This is a genomic window from Roseateles toxinivorans (genome assembly GCF_004362525.1).
GTDB classification, from domain to species: Bacteria; Pseudomonadota; Gammaproteobacteria; order Burkholderiales; family Burkholderiaceae_C; genus Paucibacter; species Paucibacter toxinivorans.
Genome location: NZ_SNXS01000002.1, coordinates 407,402 through 423,383 on the forward strand (window position 1 = coordinate 407,402; position 15,982 = coordinate 423,383).

General features: G+C 66.2%; 11 protein-coding genes and 1 pseudogene. 7 read left to right on the forward strand and 5 right to left on the reverse strand.

Annotation, left to right across the window (positions count from 1 at the left end):
- Positions 1-30: 30 nt before the first annotated feature.
- The 6 genes and pseudogenes from DES47_RS07600 (at position 31) to DES47_RS29210 (ending at position 7,780) form a co-directional block, all read left to right on the forward strand.
- Positions 31-591, forward strand: a complete 561-nt coding sequence (locus DES47_RS07600) for a PEP-CTERM sorting domain-containing protein (protein WP_133700077.1) — start codon at positions 31-33, stop codon at positions 589-591.
- A complete protein-coding gene (locus DES47_RS07605) occupies positions 588-3,491 on the forward strand; it encodes a S8 family serine peptidase (RefSeq protein WP_133700078.1) in 2,904 nt (967 codons plus the stop codon). Before DES47_RS07600 ends, DES47_RS07605 begins: the two co-directional genes overlap by 4 nt.
- Before the next feature lie 10 nt (positions 3,492-3,501).
- Positions 3,502-4,032: an Lcl C-terminal domain-containing protein gene (locus DES47_RS07610; protein WP_166651899.1), complete on the forward strand. Its 531-nt coding sequence runs from the start codon at positions 3,502-3,504 to the stop codon at positions 4,030-4,032.
- 113 nt (positions 4,033-4,145) lie between these two features.
- Positions 4,146-5,330: a M20 aminoacylase family protein gene (locus tag DES47_RS07615; RefSeq protein ID WP_133700080.1), complete on the forward strand. Its 1,185-nt coding sequence runs from the start codon at positions 4,146-4,148 to the stop codon at positions 5,328-5,330.
- A 5-nt stretch (positions 5,331-5,335) separates the two neighbouring features.
- Positions 5,336-6,511: pseudogene (locus tag DES47_RS29205) on the forward strand (diaminopropionate ammonia-lyase); the annotation flags it as partial.
- A gap of 33 nt (positions 6,512-6,544) precedes the next feature.
- Positions 6,545-7,780, forward strand: coding sequence for a M20 family metallo-hydrolase (locus DES47_RS29210; RefSeq protein WP_425057431.1), 1,236 nt, complete (start codon positions 6,545-6,547; stop codon positions 7,778-7,780).
- A 571-nt stretch (positions 7,781-8,351) separates the two neighbouring features.
- On the opposite strand, the gene DES47_RS07625 is transcribed toward DES47_RS29210, so the two are convergent.
- From DES47_RS07625 to DES47_RS07635, 3 genes are all read right to left on the reverse strand, one after another.
- On the reverse strand, positions 8,352-8,834 hold the full coding sequence (locus DES47_RS07625; RefSeq protein WP_133700082.1) for a GreA/GreB family elongation factor: 483 nt from the start codon (positions 8,832-8,834) through the stop codon (positions 8,352-8,354).
- A gap of 159 nt (positions 8,835-8,993) precedes the next feature.
- Entirely contained in the window at positions 8,994-10,829 is a 1,836-nt protein-coding gene (locus DES47_RS07630; protein ID WP_133700083.1) for a right-handed parallel beta-helix repeat-containing protein, read from the reverse strand.
- Between the two features lie 316 nt (positions 10,830-11,145).
- Entirely contained in the window at positions 11,146-12,621 is a 1,476-nt protein-coding gene (locus tag DES47_RS07635) for an amidase (protein WP_133700084.1), read from the reverse strand.
- Positions 12,622-12,711: 90 nt separating this feature from the next.
- Here DES47_RS07635 and DES47_RS07640 point away from each other — a divergent pair, with 90 nt between their 5' ends.
- Positions 12,712-13,752: an endonuclease/exonuclease/phosphatase family protein gene (locus DES47_RS07640; protein ID WP_133700085.1), complete on the forward strand. Its 1,041-nt coding sequence runs from the start codon at positions 12,712-12,714 to the stop codon at positions 13,750-13,752.
- On the opposite strand, the gene pcaB is transcribed toward DES47_RS07640, so the two are convergent.
- Both pcaB and DES47_RS07650 read right to left on the reverse strand, forming a co-directional pair.
- A complete protein-coding gene (gene pcaB / locus DES47_RS07645) occupies positions 13,741-15,090 on the reverse strand; it encodes a 3-carboxy-cis,cis-muconate cycloisomerase (protein ID WP_133700086.1) in 1,350 nt (449 codons plus the stop codon). The genes DES47_RS07640 and pcaB overlap by 12 nt on opposite strands.
- 29 nt (positions 15,091-15,119) lie before the next feature.
- Entirely contained in the window at positions 15,120-15,944 is an 825-nt protein-coding gene (locus DES47_RS07650) for an HpcH/HpaI aldolase/citrate lyase family protein (RefSeq protein ID WP_133700087.1), read from the reverse strand.
- Positions 15,945-15,982 lie beyond the last annotated feature (38 nt).

Genomic DNA, 15,982 nt, shown 5'->3' on the forward strand with positions numbered 1-15,982 from the left:
TTCCGACCCGCACAAGACGAAGGCACCGACATGAAGGCTCACCTATGGACCGCCGCGCTGCTGGCCGGCGCATTGTCCGCAACCTCCCAGGCGGCCGTGATGAACAGCTCGTTCCATCACCAGGCCGGCAATGCCTGGGTGGTGGACCTGACGGTGGTGGGCGATGGCCTGCCGGTCGAGCTGCGGGGCTTCACCACCTACTTTGCAGAGGGCCTGTATGCCGACCTGACCCTGCTGGCCTCTCCCGCCGGCTGGGACAGCCTGGTGATACAGCCCGATCTGGTCCTGGCTTCGGCCGGCTACCTGGATGCCTTCGCGATCGGCGGCGCCGGCCTGCTGGCCGGACAGTCGCAGGGCGGCTTCTCGATCCAGTTCAGCTATCTGGGCAGCGGCGCGCCCGGTGAGCTGATGTTCGACATCGTTGATGCCAACTATCAGGTGCTGTACTCGGGGCTGACGACGCCTGCGGCCGTGGTGCCGGAGCCGGCCAGCTTCGCCCTGGGCCTGCTCGGCACGGCCTTGCTGCTCGGGTTTGTGCGGCGCGCCCGGCATCGGCCCGGCGCGGCCGTCACAACGGGATACTCGGCATGAGGTGGGCCTTCGCGACCCGGTTCCAACGGCTGATGGCCGGTGGTCTCGGCCTGCTCATCTCTCTGCAGACCGGCCACAGCCTGGCGGCAGCGGCGGATCCGGCGGCCACCGTGGTGGCACTGAGCAAGCTCAGCGAACTGCGTGTATCGCGCACGGTCTTCGACTATGTGTTCAGGGTTACGGTCAAGAACGGGCCAGCGGCGCAGACCGATGTCCGTGCCTATGTGGAGGGCGCCGGCACTGGCACCACCGTCATCGACGGCAATGTGCTGGTGGGCAATCTGGCGGCGGGTGCAAGCGCCACCCCGCCAGACACCATCACCCTCAGGCACGACCGCAATGTCGCCTTCAACCCGGCCGCCCTGCGCTGGCGCGTCGAGGGCACGCTGCCGCTGGAGCTGCAGCCGCTGATCGTCAAGCCGACGCCCCCGGAGCAGCATGTGCAGCTCTCGTCTGGCCTCACGGTGGCCAAGGCACAGCTGCTGGTGGTGGTGCGCGAAAGCCTGAATGCCTCCGGCGCATCGGCGCTGTTCGCCAGCCTCGGCGCCCGGGTGGTCGGCCATATCCCCGAGGCCTACACCTATCAGCTGGAATTCGACGGCGTCTCCGATGAGGCGGCCCTGACTCAGGCGAAGGCGACCTTGACAGCGCACCCCGGCGTGTTGAACGTGTCCTTCAACACCATCGCGCGGTCCAGCTCAACGGAGTGGCTGCCCAAGGGCGGGCGCTATGCCGACCAGGCCTGGGCACTGCAGAAGATCAAGAGCGAGGACGCCTGGCAGGAGGTGAACCGCCACACCCGACTAGGGAGGGTTACGAAGAAGTCCAAGATCGGCATCATCGACTCGGGCTTCATCAGCGACCACGAGGACATCCGCTTTGCCGCGATTTACGGGCCGGCCGGTGAACAGGCCACGGAGGCTGGGCTGCCGCCTCCGATATCGGAAGAGTCCAAATCCAATCTGGATACCTACGCAGTCGCGTGGATGAGGCTGCACCACGGCATGAATGTGGCCGGCATCATTGGTGCGCATGGCCGCAACGAAACTGGTATAGCCGGCGTGGCTTGGCAAGTCGATGCCCCGATCTACGCCGCGCGCAGCGATTTCACCGAAATGTCGATCCTGACCCACATCGCGCGCCTGGCCAAGCAGGGGGTCAAGGTCATCAACATCAGCATGGGTCCGTCTTTCAGCAAGGACTCCTCGGCTTCTACCAAGATGGCCGCGAGCGCGAGCTCGGCCGTCACCTTTGGCAATCTGGTTCAGCGACTGGCCGCCCGGCATGACTTTCTGGTTGTCACATCCGCTGGCAACGACCAAGACCATGCCGCCGCCAACAGCTTCTTCGGCCACCTGTTTCTCCCCGAGTGGGCGAACTATGCGGCTTACGAGATGGCACGCAGCCGGGTGCTGGTCGTAGGTGCTGTCGCCCCCGGCAGCCCATTCAAGGACGATGGCTTCGCCGAGGCCTACTCGAACTTCGGCCCGGGTGTGGTCGAACTGCTGGCGCCGGGTGGTGGCAGTTGGTGCCGCTCGAAGGAAGTGTCGGATCCGCCTGGCTATCACTATCAACATCCCGGTTGGGCGGGATTCCATTGCACCGTGGAGAGCCCGATGACCCCGACGCGTCGCGGCATCGTCGGCTTGGGTGCAGCCCAGGGCCGCACCACCACCTTTCATGGCACTTCGCAGGCGGCTCCCCATGTCACGGGCGCGGCGGCACTGGCCTGGTTCCTGAATCCCGAGCTGAGCGCCGCCCAGGTCAAGCAGCTGCTGATAGGCTCATCCACCGAGCCGGTGAAGCGTGCCAACGGCGAAAGCTATCCGCAGCTGAACCTGCTCAAGGTGGTGACCCAGGCCATCGCCACCACCGGCACAGCGCCCCCGCCCGCGGCCGTCACGTCATCGACCATCATCACCTCCGTGCAATGTCGCGATGCAAGCAGCGGCGGCATGCTGGCCGAGGTGCCCCTCCAGATCACGCCCTCCACTGCCCCGCAGAACAATGTCGGCGCGCCGCAGTTGTTCACCGATGCGAACGGTGTCCATGTGGTCGATCTGGCCCACGAGTTGCTCACTACCTACGCGACCGATGTGTTCATGCTGCGCCTGGGTGCGACTCCGCGCAGCCGGGCCTATGTGCGCGCGTTCCGCTTCCCGCTGCAGACCGTCCAGAATATACGCAACCTGAACGTCACCTTCTGGGCCGGTGAGGCCAGCGATTGCAGCGGGATGGAGTCGCCGGTGGAGGTCGACATCAGCGGCTCGGGCCTGAGCATCGATCCGCCGAGCCGGCTCAATGACACCGGCGTTGGCGCCGACCAATGCTACCGGGCCAACAACGACGGGCTCGAAAGCTGCGTCAGCGCCGCAGCGCTGGCCTTGAGCCCGCGGCAAGACGGCATGGTCGGCCGCGATGCCGGCCTCAACGACGCCGCCGACGGCAGGCTGGGATTCTCGTTCAGCGAAGTCCCCGGCCATGCGCGCACCGAATGTGTCAATGACAAGGTCACCGGCCTGATGTGGGAGGGCAAGCCCAGTGACGGCGGCAGCCGTGATGCGGCCCTTCAATATTCCAATTACGACGATGGCCGACCTGGCGATGCCAGCGCCTATGTGGCGGCCGTCAATGCCGAGGGCCTGTGTGGCTACAGCGACTGGCGCCTGCCGGATGTCGACGAGTTGCTTGGGCTGATCGATTATGGTGCCGCCATCGCCGGCCGCTTCATCGACCGCGACTGGTTCCCCAACACCATGGAGAGCCTGTACTGGACGTCGCGCCGCGCGGCGGGGCAGGAGCAGCAGCAGGCCTGGATGGTGCCCTTCTCCCGCGGGTGGACCGCCTACGTCGACGCCGGCGCACAGTTCCATGTGCGCCTGGTGCGAGGCAACCGTTGAGATCGCTGTCATGAACCAACACACCAAGCGCTTGTTCCCGGGCCGGGCGATGCCGCTGCTGAGGGGGCTGTTGTGCGCGGCCGCCGTCCTGTTCGGCGGCGCCGATGGCTGGGCGCAGTCAGCGCGCTTTCAGGTCTCGGCCGATGGCCAGGAGGTCTCCGATGTCCGCACCGCCCTGATCTGGCGGCGCTGCCCCGAGGGCATGAGCTACGCCGCCGGCGACTGCTCGGGCGCGCAGTCCTTGTTCACGCAGGACGGCGCGCTGCTGCGGGCGCAGGCGGAAGCGGCCCGCACCGGCAAGGCCTGGCGCGTGCCCAATATCAAGGAGCTGAGCAGCATCGCAGACCGCTCGCGCACCTCGCCGGCGATCGATACGGCGCTGTTTCCGGGCGCGCCGGTCGCCGAAGGAGCGCTGTGGTCGTCCACGCCCTATCTGGTGAGCCTCAACTGGGCCATGGTCATGCGGGTGCAGCAGGGCGAAATCGCCTTCCAGGACCGCTGGGCCGACGGCGCGCTGCGTCTGGTCCGGTCCAGCCAGTAGCCTCGCCTTGAGGCCCAAAATCGGGAAATTTCGGCTGTATCGCACCGAAATTCGCTGATTCGCGTCGCGGGGCTGCCGCAACAATGAGGGCGAACTCACCTACCGAGTGCCCCATGAACAGCGCCGAACCCGACATCAGCCAGCTGCAGCGCTGGCGCCATGAACTGCACCGCTTTCCCGAGACCGGCTTCAACGAGGCGCGCACGGCCGACTTCGTCACCCAGGTGCTGGAGCTGCTGGGCCTGGAGGTGCACCGCGGCATCGGCGGCACTGGCCTGGTGGCCAGCCTGACGGTGGGGGACGGGCCGGGCGTGATCGGCCTGCGCGCAGACATGGATGCGCTGGCAATGAGCGAAGACGCGCCCGGCCGCCTGCATGCCTCGCAGAACCCCGGCTGCATGCACGCCTGCGGGCACGACGGCCATATGGCCATGCTGCTGGGCGCGGCCCAGCTGCTGGTGCAGCGGCGCGACTTCAACGGCACGGTGCGCTTCATCTTCCAGCCGGCCGAGGAGCATGGGCGCGGCGCGGCGGCGATGATGGCCGACGGCCTGTTCCAGCGCTTCCCGGTCGACGAGATCTACGGCGCCCACAATATGCCCGGCATGCCGATGGGCCAGATCGCCACGCGCGCTGGAGGCATCATGGCCAGTGAGGACAACTTCGTCATCCGCATCACCGGCCGCGGGGGCCATGCGGCGCGGCCGCAGATGGCGATCGACCCGCTGGTCATAGGCGCCGAGATCGTGCTGGCGCTGCAGACCCTCGTCGCCCGCTCGGTCGATCCCGGTCAGCCGGCCGTGGTCTCCTGCACCGAGTTCATCACCGACGGCATACGCAATGCCATTCCCACCCACGTGACGATCAAGGGCGACACGCGCAGCTACGACCCCGCGGTGCAGGCGCTGCTGGAGCGGCGCATGCGCGAGCTGTGCCAGGGCATCTGCGCGGCCCATGGCGCGAGCTGCGAGTTCGAGTACACGCATGAGTTCGTGCCCACGGTGAACTGGCCGCAATGCGTGCCGGTGGCTGCGGCGGCGGCGCGCGCCGTGGTCGGCGCCGAGCGGGTGGACGATCAGGTCCAGCCGATGATGATCTCGGAGGACTTCGGCGCCTTCCTGCGCGTCGTGCCCGGCGCCTTCGTCTTCATCGGCAACGGCGAGGCCGGCAGCGCCGGCGGCGTGCCGCTGCACAACGCCGGCTACGACTTCAACGATCAGCTGCTGCCCATCGGCGCCCGCTACTTCGCCGAGCTGGCCCGCCAGCGCCTGCCTTCGTCGTCTTCATCCAGGAACTGATTCAAATGCTTGTTGTTGCCAATCCCGAGGCTCGCCGAGGCCGGTACGACGCTTCGCTGCAGGCGATCATGAACATCGAACAGGGCCAGCAGAGCCGCCGCTGGCTGGCCCGGTGGGACGGCCTCAACCCCGGCGCCACGCCGCTGTGGCGTCTGCATGGACTGGCGCAGCAGCTGGGTCTGGGCCAGGTCAGCCTGAAGGACGAATCGCGACGCTCGCCGCTGGGCAGCTTCAAGGCGCTGGGCGCGCCGGTGGCGCTGCTGCGGCTGGTGTTGCGGCAGTGGTCCGATAGCGGTTTCACGGCCGAGAGCCTGCTCGCAGGCCGCCATGCCGATGTTCTGAAAGACTATGTCGTCATCAGCGCCACCGATGGCAATCACGGCCGGGCGCTGGCTGCGGCGGCGCGCGGCATAGGCTGCCGCTGCGTGATCGTGCTCCATGCCCAGGTCAGCGAGGAGCGTGAGTTGCCTATCGCCGCACTGGGCGCCGAGATCGTGCGCATCACCGGCAACTACGACGCCTCGGTCGAAGAGGCTGCAAGGCTGGCCGCTTTGAGGGGCTGGCAGGTCGTGTCCGACACCTCGTACGAGGGCTACGAAGACATTCCGCGCGACGTGATGCAGGGCTATGCGGTGATTGCCGACGAGTTGCTGGAAACGGCGGCCGACGACGGCCCCTGCCCCTTCACCCATGTGTTCCTGCAGGGCGGCGTCGGTGGCTTCGCGGCCGGCATCGCCAGCTATTTCTGGGAGCGCTACGGCGCGCAGCGGCCGGCCTTCATCGTCGTCGAACCGGAGCAGGCCGACTGCCTGCTGCAAAGCACGCGCAGCGGCCGGGCGGCACGGGCCAGCGGCAGCGTCGATTCGGTGATGGCCGGTCTGGCCTGTGGCGAGACCTCGCCGCTGGCCTGGCGTTTTCTGCAGCCCGCGGTGGACTTCTTCATGACCGTCAGCGATGCGCAGGCGGAGCAGGCAATGCGGCTGCTGGCGACCGGCGAACACGGCGACATTCCGGTGCTGGCCGGCGAGTCCGGTGTGGCCGGCTTGGCAGGCCTGCTGGCCGTGCTGGCCTCGCCCGAACAGGCGAGGCAGCTGGGTCTCGATGCGCAGTCTCGCGTGCTGCTGATCAACACCGAGGGCGCCACCGCGCCGGGCGTCTATCAGGCGCTGACCGGCCTGTCGGCATCGGAGGTGCTGCAGGCGCAAAGCGATTGGCTGGCCCGCGAAGGTATTGCCGAGGCGTCGCTGCTGGCGCGCATTGAGGCGCATGGCCGCTCAGGCGCGACGGACAGGGGCGGCGTCTGCCGCATCGCGCTGACCGATGCCGACAGGGCGGGCCGCGATCAGCTGGTGGCCTGGATGCGTGAGCTGGGCCTGCAGGTGCAGATCGACCAGATCGGCAATATCTTCGGCACGCGGCCGGGTTTGAACCCCGGCGCCGCACCGGTGATGACCGGCTCGCACATAGACACCGTCGCCACCGGCGGCCGCTACGACGGCATCTACGGCGTGATGGCCGGGCTGGAGGTGGTGCGCTGGCTCAACGAGCGCAAGGTGCAGACGCAGCGGCCGCTGGTTGTGGCCGCCTTCACCAACGAGGAGGGCGTGCGCTTCATGCCGGACATGATGGGCTCGCTGGTCCATGCCGGCGGCTACCCGCTGCAGCAGGCGCTGGACACGGTGGGCACCGATGGCGCGCGCCTCGGCGACGAGCTGCAGCGCATCGGCTATGCGGGCGAGCTGCCCTGCGGCGCGATCCGGCCGCACGCCTTCATCGAGCTGCATATCGAGCAGGGCCCGGTGCTGGAGGCCGAGGGCCTGACCATCGGCGCGGTGGAGGATCTTCAAGGCATTTCCTGGCAGGAGATCACCATCACCGGCCAGTCCAACCATGCCGGCACAACGCCTATGCGTCTGCGCCGCGATGCCGGCTATTGCGCGGCAGCGATTGCCGTGTTCGTGCGCCAGTTGGCGCAGCGCTATGGCGGCAGCCAGGTGGCCACTGTCGGTGCGATAGCTCTGCAGCCGAATCTGATCAACGTCATAGCCGCGCGGGCGACGGTGACGGTCGATCTGCGCAACACCGACGAGGCCACGCTGCAGCGTGCGGAAGGCGAGCTGGCAATCTATCTGGCCGAGCTGGCGCTGGAGCAGGAAGTGGAGATCACCGCCAAGCCGCTGGCCCGTTTCGAGCCGGTGCAGTTCGACCAGCGCCTGGTGCGCTGCATCGAGGCCTCGGCTGCCTCACGCCGGCAGCGCAGTCGCCGCATGACCTCGGGCGCCGGCCACGACGCGCAGATGATGGCCCGCATCTGCCCGGCCGCGATGATCTTCGTGCCCAGCCAGGGCGGCATCAGCCACAACCCGCGCGAACACACGGCACCGGCCGAGCTGACGCAGGGGGCGAATGTGCTGCTCGATGTGATGCGCGGCCTGTGTGACGAAGGCTAGTGTTCTCGACAATCAGTGTCCTGGACGGGCAAGAAGCGCCGTGAACGGGGCGTGAGCGACGACGCAGGTCGGCGAGGCCGACCGTGCCTGCGTCGAATGTCGTCAACAGTGGCCCAGCTGCTGAGTTCACCTGGCATGACCACAAAGATCCGACGCGCGTTGCTCAGTCCCGGGCCTTTGGGCGGCTTCGCTTTGTTGCCTGATTCCGTAGAAGTTCTTCATCAGGCTGATCCGAGTCATTGGCGGCAAGCGCTCCGAGTGACTGGTACGGTCGTGATCTGATGTTCGATGGGCAGCAGCGTATGACCGCATTGCACCCGAGACCGGGTACTCAATGGGGCAACTGCCGCCGAGCCGGTCTGGATGACCGGTCCAGCCTCTGGCGAACTGGCGCTGCCGACCCGTTGCTGTCATCGGCTCAGGCACGACAAGCGAGGGCAAGGTAATTTCTATGTACGCGAGGCCGAGATCCCGAACGAACTCCACATAGCTCGCCAGGAGTTGTGCAGAGCTTCCTAAAGGGAGCGGTGCGATTAATCTCTGATCAATTCGGCGTGAACTTGCCGGCGGCTCAATGAACCCGCAGCACCTCAAACTGCTGTCGGATTGGAGCGACTTGTATCGACACCTCATCACCCTCGCACTTACCCAGCATGGCCCTGCCCAACGGGGCTTCGCTGCTGATGACCTGAATGAGCTGAGCGCCGCTGACCAACTTCATGCTGCCCCCATCCGGGCCGAGAAAGAGCTGTTGCTGCTTGTCGTCTGAATCGACTAGGCAGACCAGCGCGCCGAGCTGTATGCCTTTGCTGGCGTCGTAGGGGCGCGGGCGGAATTGGCGCCAATTGGCCATCGCCCGGCGGATGGCTTCGGCGCGACGAGCTTGGCCGGTGGCCAGGTAGGCAGCTTCGAGACCCAATGTGTCGTACTTGTTCTCGGCGACGTTTTCTTCGTGAGTCGCCGTTTCATGGGCCGCCCGAGCTGCCTGTTCGGCTTGCAGCAGGTCTTCGGCGAGCCGTTCCAGCACCTGCTGCTGCAGCAAGAATTTATCCATGATGAAAGGTAGGCATCTCGAACAAGCGGGGGGCAGACTTTGATTATGAAGGGCTCCACCAGCTTTCGACGCTTCTGTTGGCTGCAGGTTAACTTCAGCTATGGGCTCAAAGCCGCCGCCAGAGGCGCGGGGCCGAGTGTCTGGAGTTGGCCGGCACCACTACTTGGCGTTGCAGATCAAGGGGTAGTTGACTTCCTTCACCACGGAACACACGTTACCGCCTCCGTCCACGATGACGCCGGCGCCATTGAGCGAGCCGTCAAAGTACGGGTAGCCGGTCTCGCTGCCGAAGTTGTTGTTCTTGAAGATGTTGTTACCCAGTTTGACCTCTGCTGGCGTTGGTTTACGTTCGCCGGGGACTATTGAACACGCGTTTTGCGAATCGAAGGGGAACGAGAAATTGAAATATGAGGCGCGTGATGTAGAGCCAGTCAAAGGCTTGGTCAAAACGTTGCCCGAAAAAACGTTGTTCTCGAAGCGAATCGCCGTATCGGCCGGCAATACGTGCTGCCAGTCAGAGCCCGCTGCGCGAAGGCAAAAGGAGCGAAAGAGGCCAAACAGCGCTGGCGCTTGTTCAACCTGGTTGTCCGAGAACTGGCTGTTGAAGACGCTCGACCAATACCAGCCGCCGATGCCGTAGATGGCTGCATTGCTGATCCTGTTGCGGCGAATGATGGCACCATTGAGGTCGCCCACCCATTCAATGCCAGCATCCCAAACATTGCGTATGGTGTTGTCCTGGACCAGCGCGTCGATCTCGTCAGTCAGGATGATGCCGTCATCAGCTCCGTTCCACTCCTTGATGCTGGCATTCCAGTTGCCGTCGAGTTCATTGCCGAGCAGACGGTTGTTGCTGCCGTAATTGCTGATCAGCAAGCCCGCCACGACCACGACGGGCACGGTGGTGACACGGTTATTGGAGATTGTGGCCCGATGGGTGTAATGCTGCTGGTAGCTGCCTGCAAGCTGGTTGCCGTCGAAGCGCAGCCGTTCGGAATTAGTCACATTGACGATGCTTGGTACGGAAGGGTCCGTCGACGACAGAACGCTGTTGGTGAAGCTCAGGTCCTTCACGTTCTGGATGTCCGTCCAGGCGGCGCTCACCCGGCAAGCCCGGACGGCAACTTGGCTGACGTTCAAAATTTCCAGGGCCCGGCTACCTTGGTCTCTGAGACCCGTGGCAATCGCATGACCCGCACAATCGAGCAAGACGTTGCTGGTGTCCTTGATGCGAATGCAGGGCAGGCCATCCAGGGGCAGGCCAATCGATAGATCGGCGTCCAGCAGGTAGCTGCCGGGTTGATTGATGGTCTGGCAAGCACTCAGATGCGTTGGCGCCTTTGCTGGCGAAGCCGACAATAGGGTTGCCGAACTCTCGATCGTGCCGGCTGGGTTGGTGAGTTGCGCAGCGATGCGCGCCCCATCGTCGCCGTAGCTGAGCTTATCGAGCTTGTAGCTGAGACCGGTCGCGCCTGGGATGGGCGCTCCATCTCGAAGCCATTGCAGGCTGATCGGCTGAGAGCCGCGCGGTACGACGGTCCAGGTATAGCTGACGCCCTCGTCAATGCTGACGGCTGTCGGCAGCCCGGTGACCAGAGACGCAATAATTGGTTTGACGGTCAGCGAAGCGGCGGCGCTGGTCACACCGCCCGCTGCGTTGCTGACCGTGACGCTGAACTGCGCCCCGTTATCCGTCAGTTGGGCGGATGGCAGGGAATATCCATTTGACGTGGCGCCGCTGACGGGCGAACCGTTGCGTAGCCATTGGTAGCTGAGGGGTTCGCTTCCAGACGCGTTGACCGTGAAGCTGACCGATGCGCCGTCATTGGCGATTGCGGCCAAGGGAGCGGCCGTGATGCTCGGCGCCGCCAACGGCGTGGCTGTCGGTGATGGAGCGGCCGGTTCGCTGCCCCCGCCGCCACCGCAACTTGCCTGGATGACCAGCACACCGAACAAAGATGCTCGCGACAAGCGACAAAGAAAAGCAGAACTCATTGCAACCTCGCCCCCTGAAACGTAACCCGGCTTTTGCTGGTGAACTTAGCACATGGAAGTGCAATGCATCCAGGCGAGTTTCCCAATTTCTGCGGTGGCGGCGTGAGTTCTCCCCTTCGATCTGCAGACATTCACACCTGCCGAGCTGTACGACTGCAGCACCTTCGCCACCGGTCATTCAAGCCGGCTAGCAGTCGCGTTAGGCAATGTAGTCTTCATGCCATGCTCGGTGAACGCGGTGCTTGGCCGCGAATGACAGCAAGCGCTGTGGAGCCGTGCGTCGCGATGGCCCAGTCCCTCTCAAGCCTGCAGTTCTTTAGCCCGGCCTGCCTCCGTTGCTGACGCCCCCTTTTGCCAAGAACCTCCAGGCGGGCCGCACGCTCAACACATCCTGCGCGGCGTTCTCATACGCCCGCGCCAGCTGCAACAGCGCCAGATCGCCGCGCGGCCTGCCTATCAGCTGCAGGCCCATGGGCAGGCCACTGGCGCTGAACCCCGCCGGCACGCTGATGCAGGGCAGGCCGGCCAGGGTGGCGTAGATCACCACCTCCATCCAGCGATGGTAAGTGTCCATCTGGCGGCCGGCGATCTGGGTCGGCCAGCGCTGCTCGGCGTCGAAGGGCCAGACCTGGGCCGAGGGCAGGGCCAGGACGTCGTGCTGCTCGAACAGGGCCAGCATCTGCTGGTAGAAGGCGCTGCGCTGAGCGCTGGCGGCCAGCGTCTGGGCACCGCTCAGATCGGCGGCCTGGTCATGCTCCCACAGTGCCTCGGGCTTGATCAGCGCACGGTTCGCCGGATTCGCCAGATGCGGCGCTAGGCGCGCGGCCACCAGCCAGCGCCGCCAGACCAGCCACGTCTGCCAGACCTGCTCGGGCGCAAAGCCGGGCTTGGCGATGGTATCGACCGTGCAGCCGCATTCCGTCAAGCGGCGCAGGGCCTGCTCGCAGACGTCCAGCACGCCGGGTTCCATGGGCAGATAGCGGCCCAGATCGCCCAACCAGCCAATGCGCGCGGCCTTGGGCTCAAAGCCATCCAGCGCCGCGGCAAAGCTGGGATGGTCGGGCAGCGACAGCGGCACGCGCGGGTCGTAGCCCGACTGGGTGTCGAGCAGCAGGGCCAGGTCTTGCACCGTGCGCGCCATGGGCCCTTCGGTGCTGAGCTGGGTCACCCACACATCGTTGGCCGGCCAGGCCGGCACGCGGCCCTGGCTGGGGCGAAAGCCGAACACATTGTTCCAGCCGGCCGGGTTGCGCAGGCTGCCCATGAAGTCGCTGCCGTCGGCCACAGACACCATGCGCGTGGCCAGGGCCACGGCCGCGCCGCCGCTGCTGCCGCCGGCAGACTTCGACGGGTCATAGGCGTTGCGGGTGAGGCCGAACACCTCGTTGAAGGTGTGCGAGCCCAGGCCGAACTCGGGCGTGTTGGTCTTGCCGATGATGATGCAGCCAGCGGCCCTCATCCGCTGCACCATCAGGCCATCCTGGGCGGGGACGAAGTCGCGCAGCAGCGGCGAGCCGGAGGTGGTGCGCAGGCCGGCGGTCTGCGCAATGTCCTTGATCGCCTGCGGCAGGCCGTGCATCCAGCCGACCGGCTGGCCGGACGCCAGCACGGCATCGCAGCCATCGGCCTCGCGCAGCAGCGTGTCCGCGTCGCGCAGGCTGACGATTGCGTTGTGGAGGGGGTTGACGGCAGCAATGCGCGCCAGCGTGGCCTGCATCACCTCGCGGCAGGAGACCTGGCGGGAGCGTATGGCGGCGGACAGCGCATGCGCCGTCAGATCGGTGATGTTCATGGGAGCCGATTCTGGCCGCGTTTGCGCGCACCATGGGTCGCTTTTCGCACGCCGCCGCGCTACGATGGGCCGCCGCAACCGGGAGCGCCTATGCCTTACTACGCTGGCCTGAAGAAGATCCAGGACGCCGCGACGCGCAAACGCACCGTCGACGGACTCAAGCGTTTGCGCGGTGCACTGTCCACGGCGCTGCCGGCCAGGACGGCCTCCGACACCCTGCTGCTGGCGACCTGGAACATACGCGAGTTCGACTCCGGCAAATACGGCTACCGGGCCGAGGAGCCCTATTTCTACATCGCCGAGATCCTCAGCCGCTTCGACCTGATCGCCATCCAGGAGGTGCGCGACGGGCTCTACCCCTTGCAGGTGCTGCAGCGGCTGCTGGGTAGTTGGTGGGACTTCATCGTCACCGACGTGACGCTGGGCACCTCGGGCAACTCCGAGCGCATGGCCTATCTGTTCGACCGCCGCAAGGTCAGCTTCACCGGCCTGGCGGCCGAGCTGGTGCTGCCCAAGGTCAATGGGGCCAAGACCGAGCCGGTGCAGATGGCCCGCTCGCCCTATATCGCCGGCTTTCGCGCCGGCTGGGCCTATCTGACCCTGGCCACGGTGCACATCTACTACGGCGAGAGCGTGCCGGTGGACCCGCGCCGGCTGGAGGAGATCACCGCCTTCGGCAAGACCCTGGCCAAGTACGCAGGCAAGCTGTCGAGCGCGCCGCAGTACGAGCCCGGCGGTACGCCGGTGCGCGACAACCTGATCGCGCTGGGCGACTTCAATATCTTCAACCGCAAGGACGTGACGATGGAGGCGCTGACGGCCGCCGGCTTTCGCGTGCCCGAGGCGCTGCAGTCGGTGCCCGGCTCGAACGTGACCAAGGACCGGCACTACGACCAGATCGCCTATTTCAAGGAGCTGGCCCATCTGACGCCCACCGGCAAGGCCGGCGTGTTCGATTTCTACGAGCAGGTCTATCGCCTTGAGGACGAAGCCCTCTATGCCGCCGAGCGCGCCGCCAAGCCCGGCCGCAACTTCAAGGACTGGCGCACCTACCGCATGAGCGACCACCTGCCGATGTGGATCGAGTTCGGCATCGACGATGGCGATGCCTACCTCGACTCACTGAGTTAGCGAATCCAGCACCCGGTCCACCATCACGCCCGACTGACCGAGATAGTTGCTCGGGTCGCACAGTGCCGCCAGCGCGGGCCGGTCGAGGTGCTTGTTGATCTCGGGGTGCTCGCAGAGCAGGTCCAGCAGCGGGCGTTGCTCCTTCACCGCGGCGCGGCAGATGTCATATACCAGGTCATGGGCGTACTCGCGGCCGATGTAGGGGCCTAGCCCCATCATCACCGCCTCGCTCATTACCAGACCGTGGGTCATGTCGATATTGCGGCGCATCGCGGCCACATCGACCTCCAGGCCTTCAAGCACGAGGCGCGATTGCCTCAGCGCGCCGGCCATCAGGCAGAAGGCCTCGGGCAGCACGATCCATTCGATCTCCCAGGGTCCGGTGCTGCGCTCGTGGTCGGCCACCATCGCGTCCATCAGCGCGGCCGCATGCTGGCGCACGACCGAGATCGCCGCGTGGATGTAGCAGCTCGAAATGGGGTTGCGCTTTTGCGGCATCGTGCTGCTGGAGCCTCGGCCGTGAGCATAGGGTTCGAAGACCTCGCCGACCTCCGTCTGCATCATCAGCTTCACGTCCATGCTCAGCTTGCCCAGGGTGCCGCCGACCAGGCCGAGGAAGGCGCCGACCTCGGCGATGTTGTCGCGTATCGTGTGCCAGGCAATGACGGGCTGGGCCAGGCCCAGCTCGGCGCACAGCGCGGCCTGGGTGTCCATCGCGCCGGTCTGCAGCGAGGCCAGCGTGCCGGCCGCTCCGGCGAACTCGCCGACCAGCACGCGCGGCCGCAGCTGGGCCAGCCGCTCGCGGTGCCGCTCGACGGCCGACAGCAGGCCCGCCATCTTGTAGCCGAAGGTGACCGGAATCGCCTGCTGCAGATTGCTCCGCCCAATCATCGGTGTGTCGCGATGTTCCCTGCACAGCTTGGCCAGCGCGGCCGAGATCGCCGCCAGCTCGGCATCCACCAGTTCCAGCCCCTCGCGGATCTGCAATACCGTGGCGGTGTCGGTGATGTCCTGCGTGGTCGCGCCCCAGTGGCAATACTCGCCCAGCTTGTCGCGGCACAGCAGGTTCAGCTGCGAGACCACGCCCAGTATCGGGTAGCCGATGCGCTCGGTCTGCTGGCGCAGCTTGGCCATGTCGATCTGGTCGAGCTGGCAGTGGCTGATGATCTCGTCGGCCGCCTCCTGAGGAATCAGGCCCAGCTGCCCCTGCACCTTGGCCAGCGCCGCTTCGATGTCCAGGTACTTCTGCGTGCGGTTCTCGTCGGACCAGACCGCGCGCATCGCGTCGCTGGAGAAGATGCCTTGGAAGATGGCGGAGTCAATGATTGTCGAGGCCATGATGGGTCTCCGTGTTGGGGTTCGGTAGGTCAGTGGCCGGCGCGCTGTAGCGTGCGCTGCGCTTGCAGAACCACCGGTCGGTCAATCATTCGGCCGTCCAGCCGCGCAGCGCCTGGCGAGGCCGCGTCGGCGGCCAGTACGCGCCGTGCCCAGTCCAGCGCCTGCGGGCTTGGGGCCAGTGCGTGGTGGATGGGGGCCACCTGCTTTGGGTGGATGCAGAGCTTTGCGGAGAAGCCCAGCCGGCGCGCCCAGGCCAGGTCGGCGAGCAGGCGTGGCTCGTCGTCGATCTGCGGCGTGACCCCGGCCACAGGGCCTGGCAGACCCGCCAGACGGGAGGCCAGCACCAGCTGGCTGGCGGCATGGAGCAGGCCATCGGACTGCTCGGCGATGTCCAGATCGAGGTCCAGCGCAAAGTCCAGCGTGCCGAAGACCAGGCGCGCAACGCCGGAGCATTGCGCCATTACGGTGGCCGCAGCGATGCCGCGCGCCGACTCGATCAGGGCCAGCACCTCGACAGCAGGAAGCACCTCATGCAGCGCATCGATCTCGCTGGCGGACTCGGTCTTGGCCAGCATGGCGCGGCCCAGCCCGGCCTCTCGCAGCAGGCCCAGATCGTCAGCGAAATGGCTGCTGCTCGCCTCGTTGATGCGCACGACGACGCGTGCGCGTTCGTCGTCACTGGCTCCGGCCGACCAGTTGGCGATGGCGTCCCGTGCCGCGGCCTTGGTCTCGGCGGTCACCGCGTCTTCGAGGTCAAGCACCACGGCGTCCGCGCCGCTGGCCAGCGCCTTGGCGAAGCGTTCGGCACGATTGCCGGGCACGAACAGATAGGTGCGCGCTGTGGGCGAGGCCATTTCAGTTCTCCACCGCGCTGGGCGCGACACTCGACACC

Bases quoted from the DNA above. Each gene is read 5' to 3' on its own strand.
- pcaB (WP_133700086.1), bottom strand. From the start codon at position 15,090: ATGGCCTCGACAATCATTGACTCCGCCATCTTCCAAGGCATCTTCTCC.
- DES47_RS07625 (WP_133700082.1), bottom strand. From the start codon at position 8,834: ATGGATAAATTCTTGCTGCAGCAGCAGGTGCTGGAACGGCTCGCCGAA.
- DES47_RS07630 (WP_133700083.1), bottom strand. From the start codon at position 10,829: ATGAGTTCTGCTTTTCTTTGTCGCTTGTCGCGAGCATCTTTGTTCGGT.
- DES47_RS07640 (WP_133700085.1), top strand. From the start codon at position 12,712: ATGCCTTACTACGCTGGCCTGAAGAAGATCCAGGACGCCGCGACGCGC.
- DES47_RS07600 (WP_133700077.1), top strand. From the start codon at position 31: ATGAAGGCTCACCTATGGACCGCCGCGCTGCTGGCCGGCGCATTGTCC.
- DES47_RS07650 (WP_133700087.1), bottom strand. From the start codon at position 15,944: ATGGCCTCGCCCACAGCGCGCACCTATCTGTTCGTGCCCGGCAATCGT.
- DES47_RS07605 (WP_133700078.1), top strand. From the start codon at position 588: ATGAGGTGGGCCTTCGCGACCCGGTTCCAACGGCTGATGGCCGGTGGT.
- DES47_RS07615 (WP_133700080.1), top strand. From the start codon at position 4,146: ATGAACAGCGCCGAACCCGACATCAGCCAGCTGCAGCGCTGGCGCCAT.
- DES47_RS07610 (WP_166651899.1), top strand. From the start codon at position 3,502: ATGAACCAACACACCAAGCGCTTGTTCCCGGGCCGGGCGATGCCGCTG.
- DES47_RS07635 (WP_133700084.1), bottom strand. From the start codon at position 12,621: ATGAACATCACCGATCTGACGGCGCATGCGCTGTCCGCCGCCATACGC.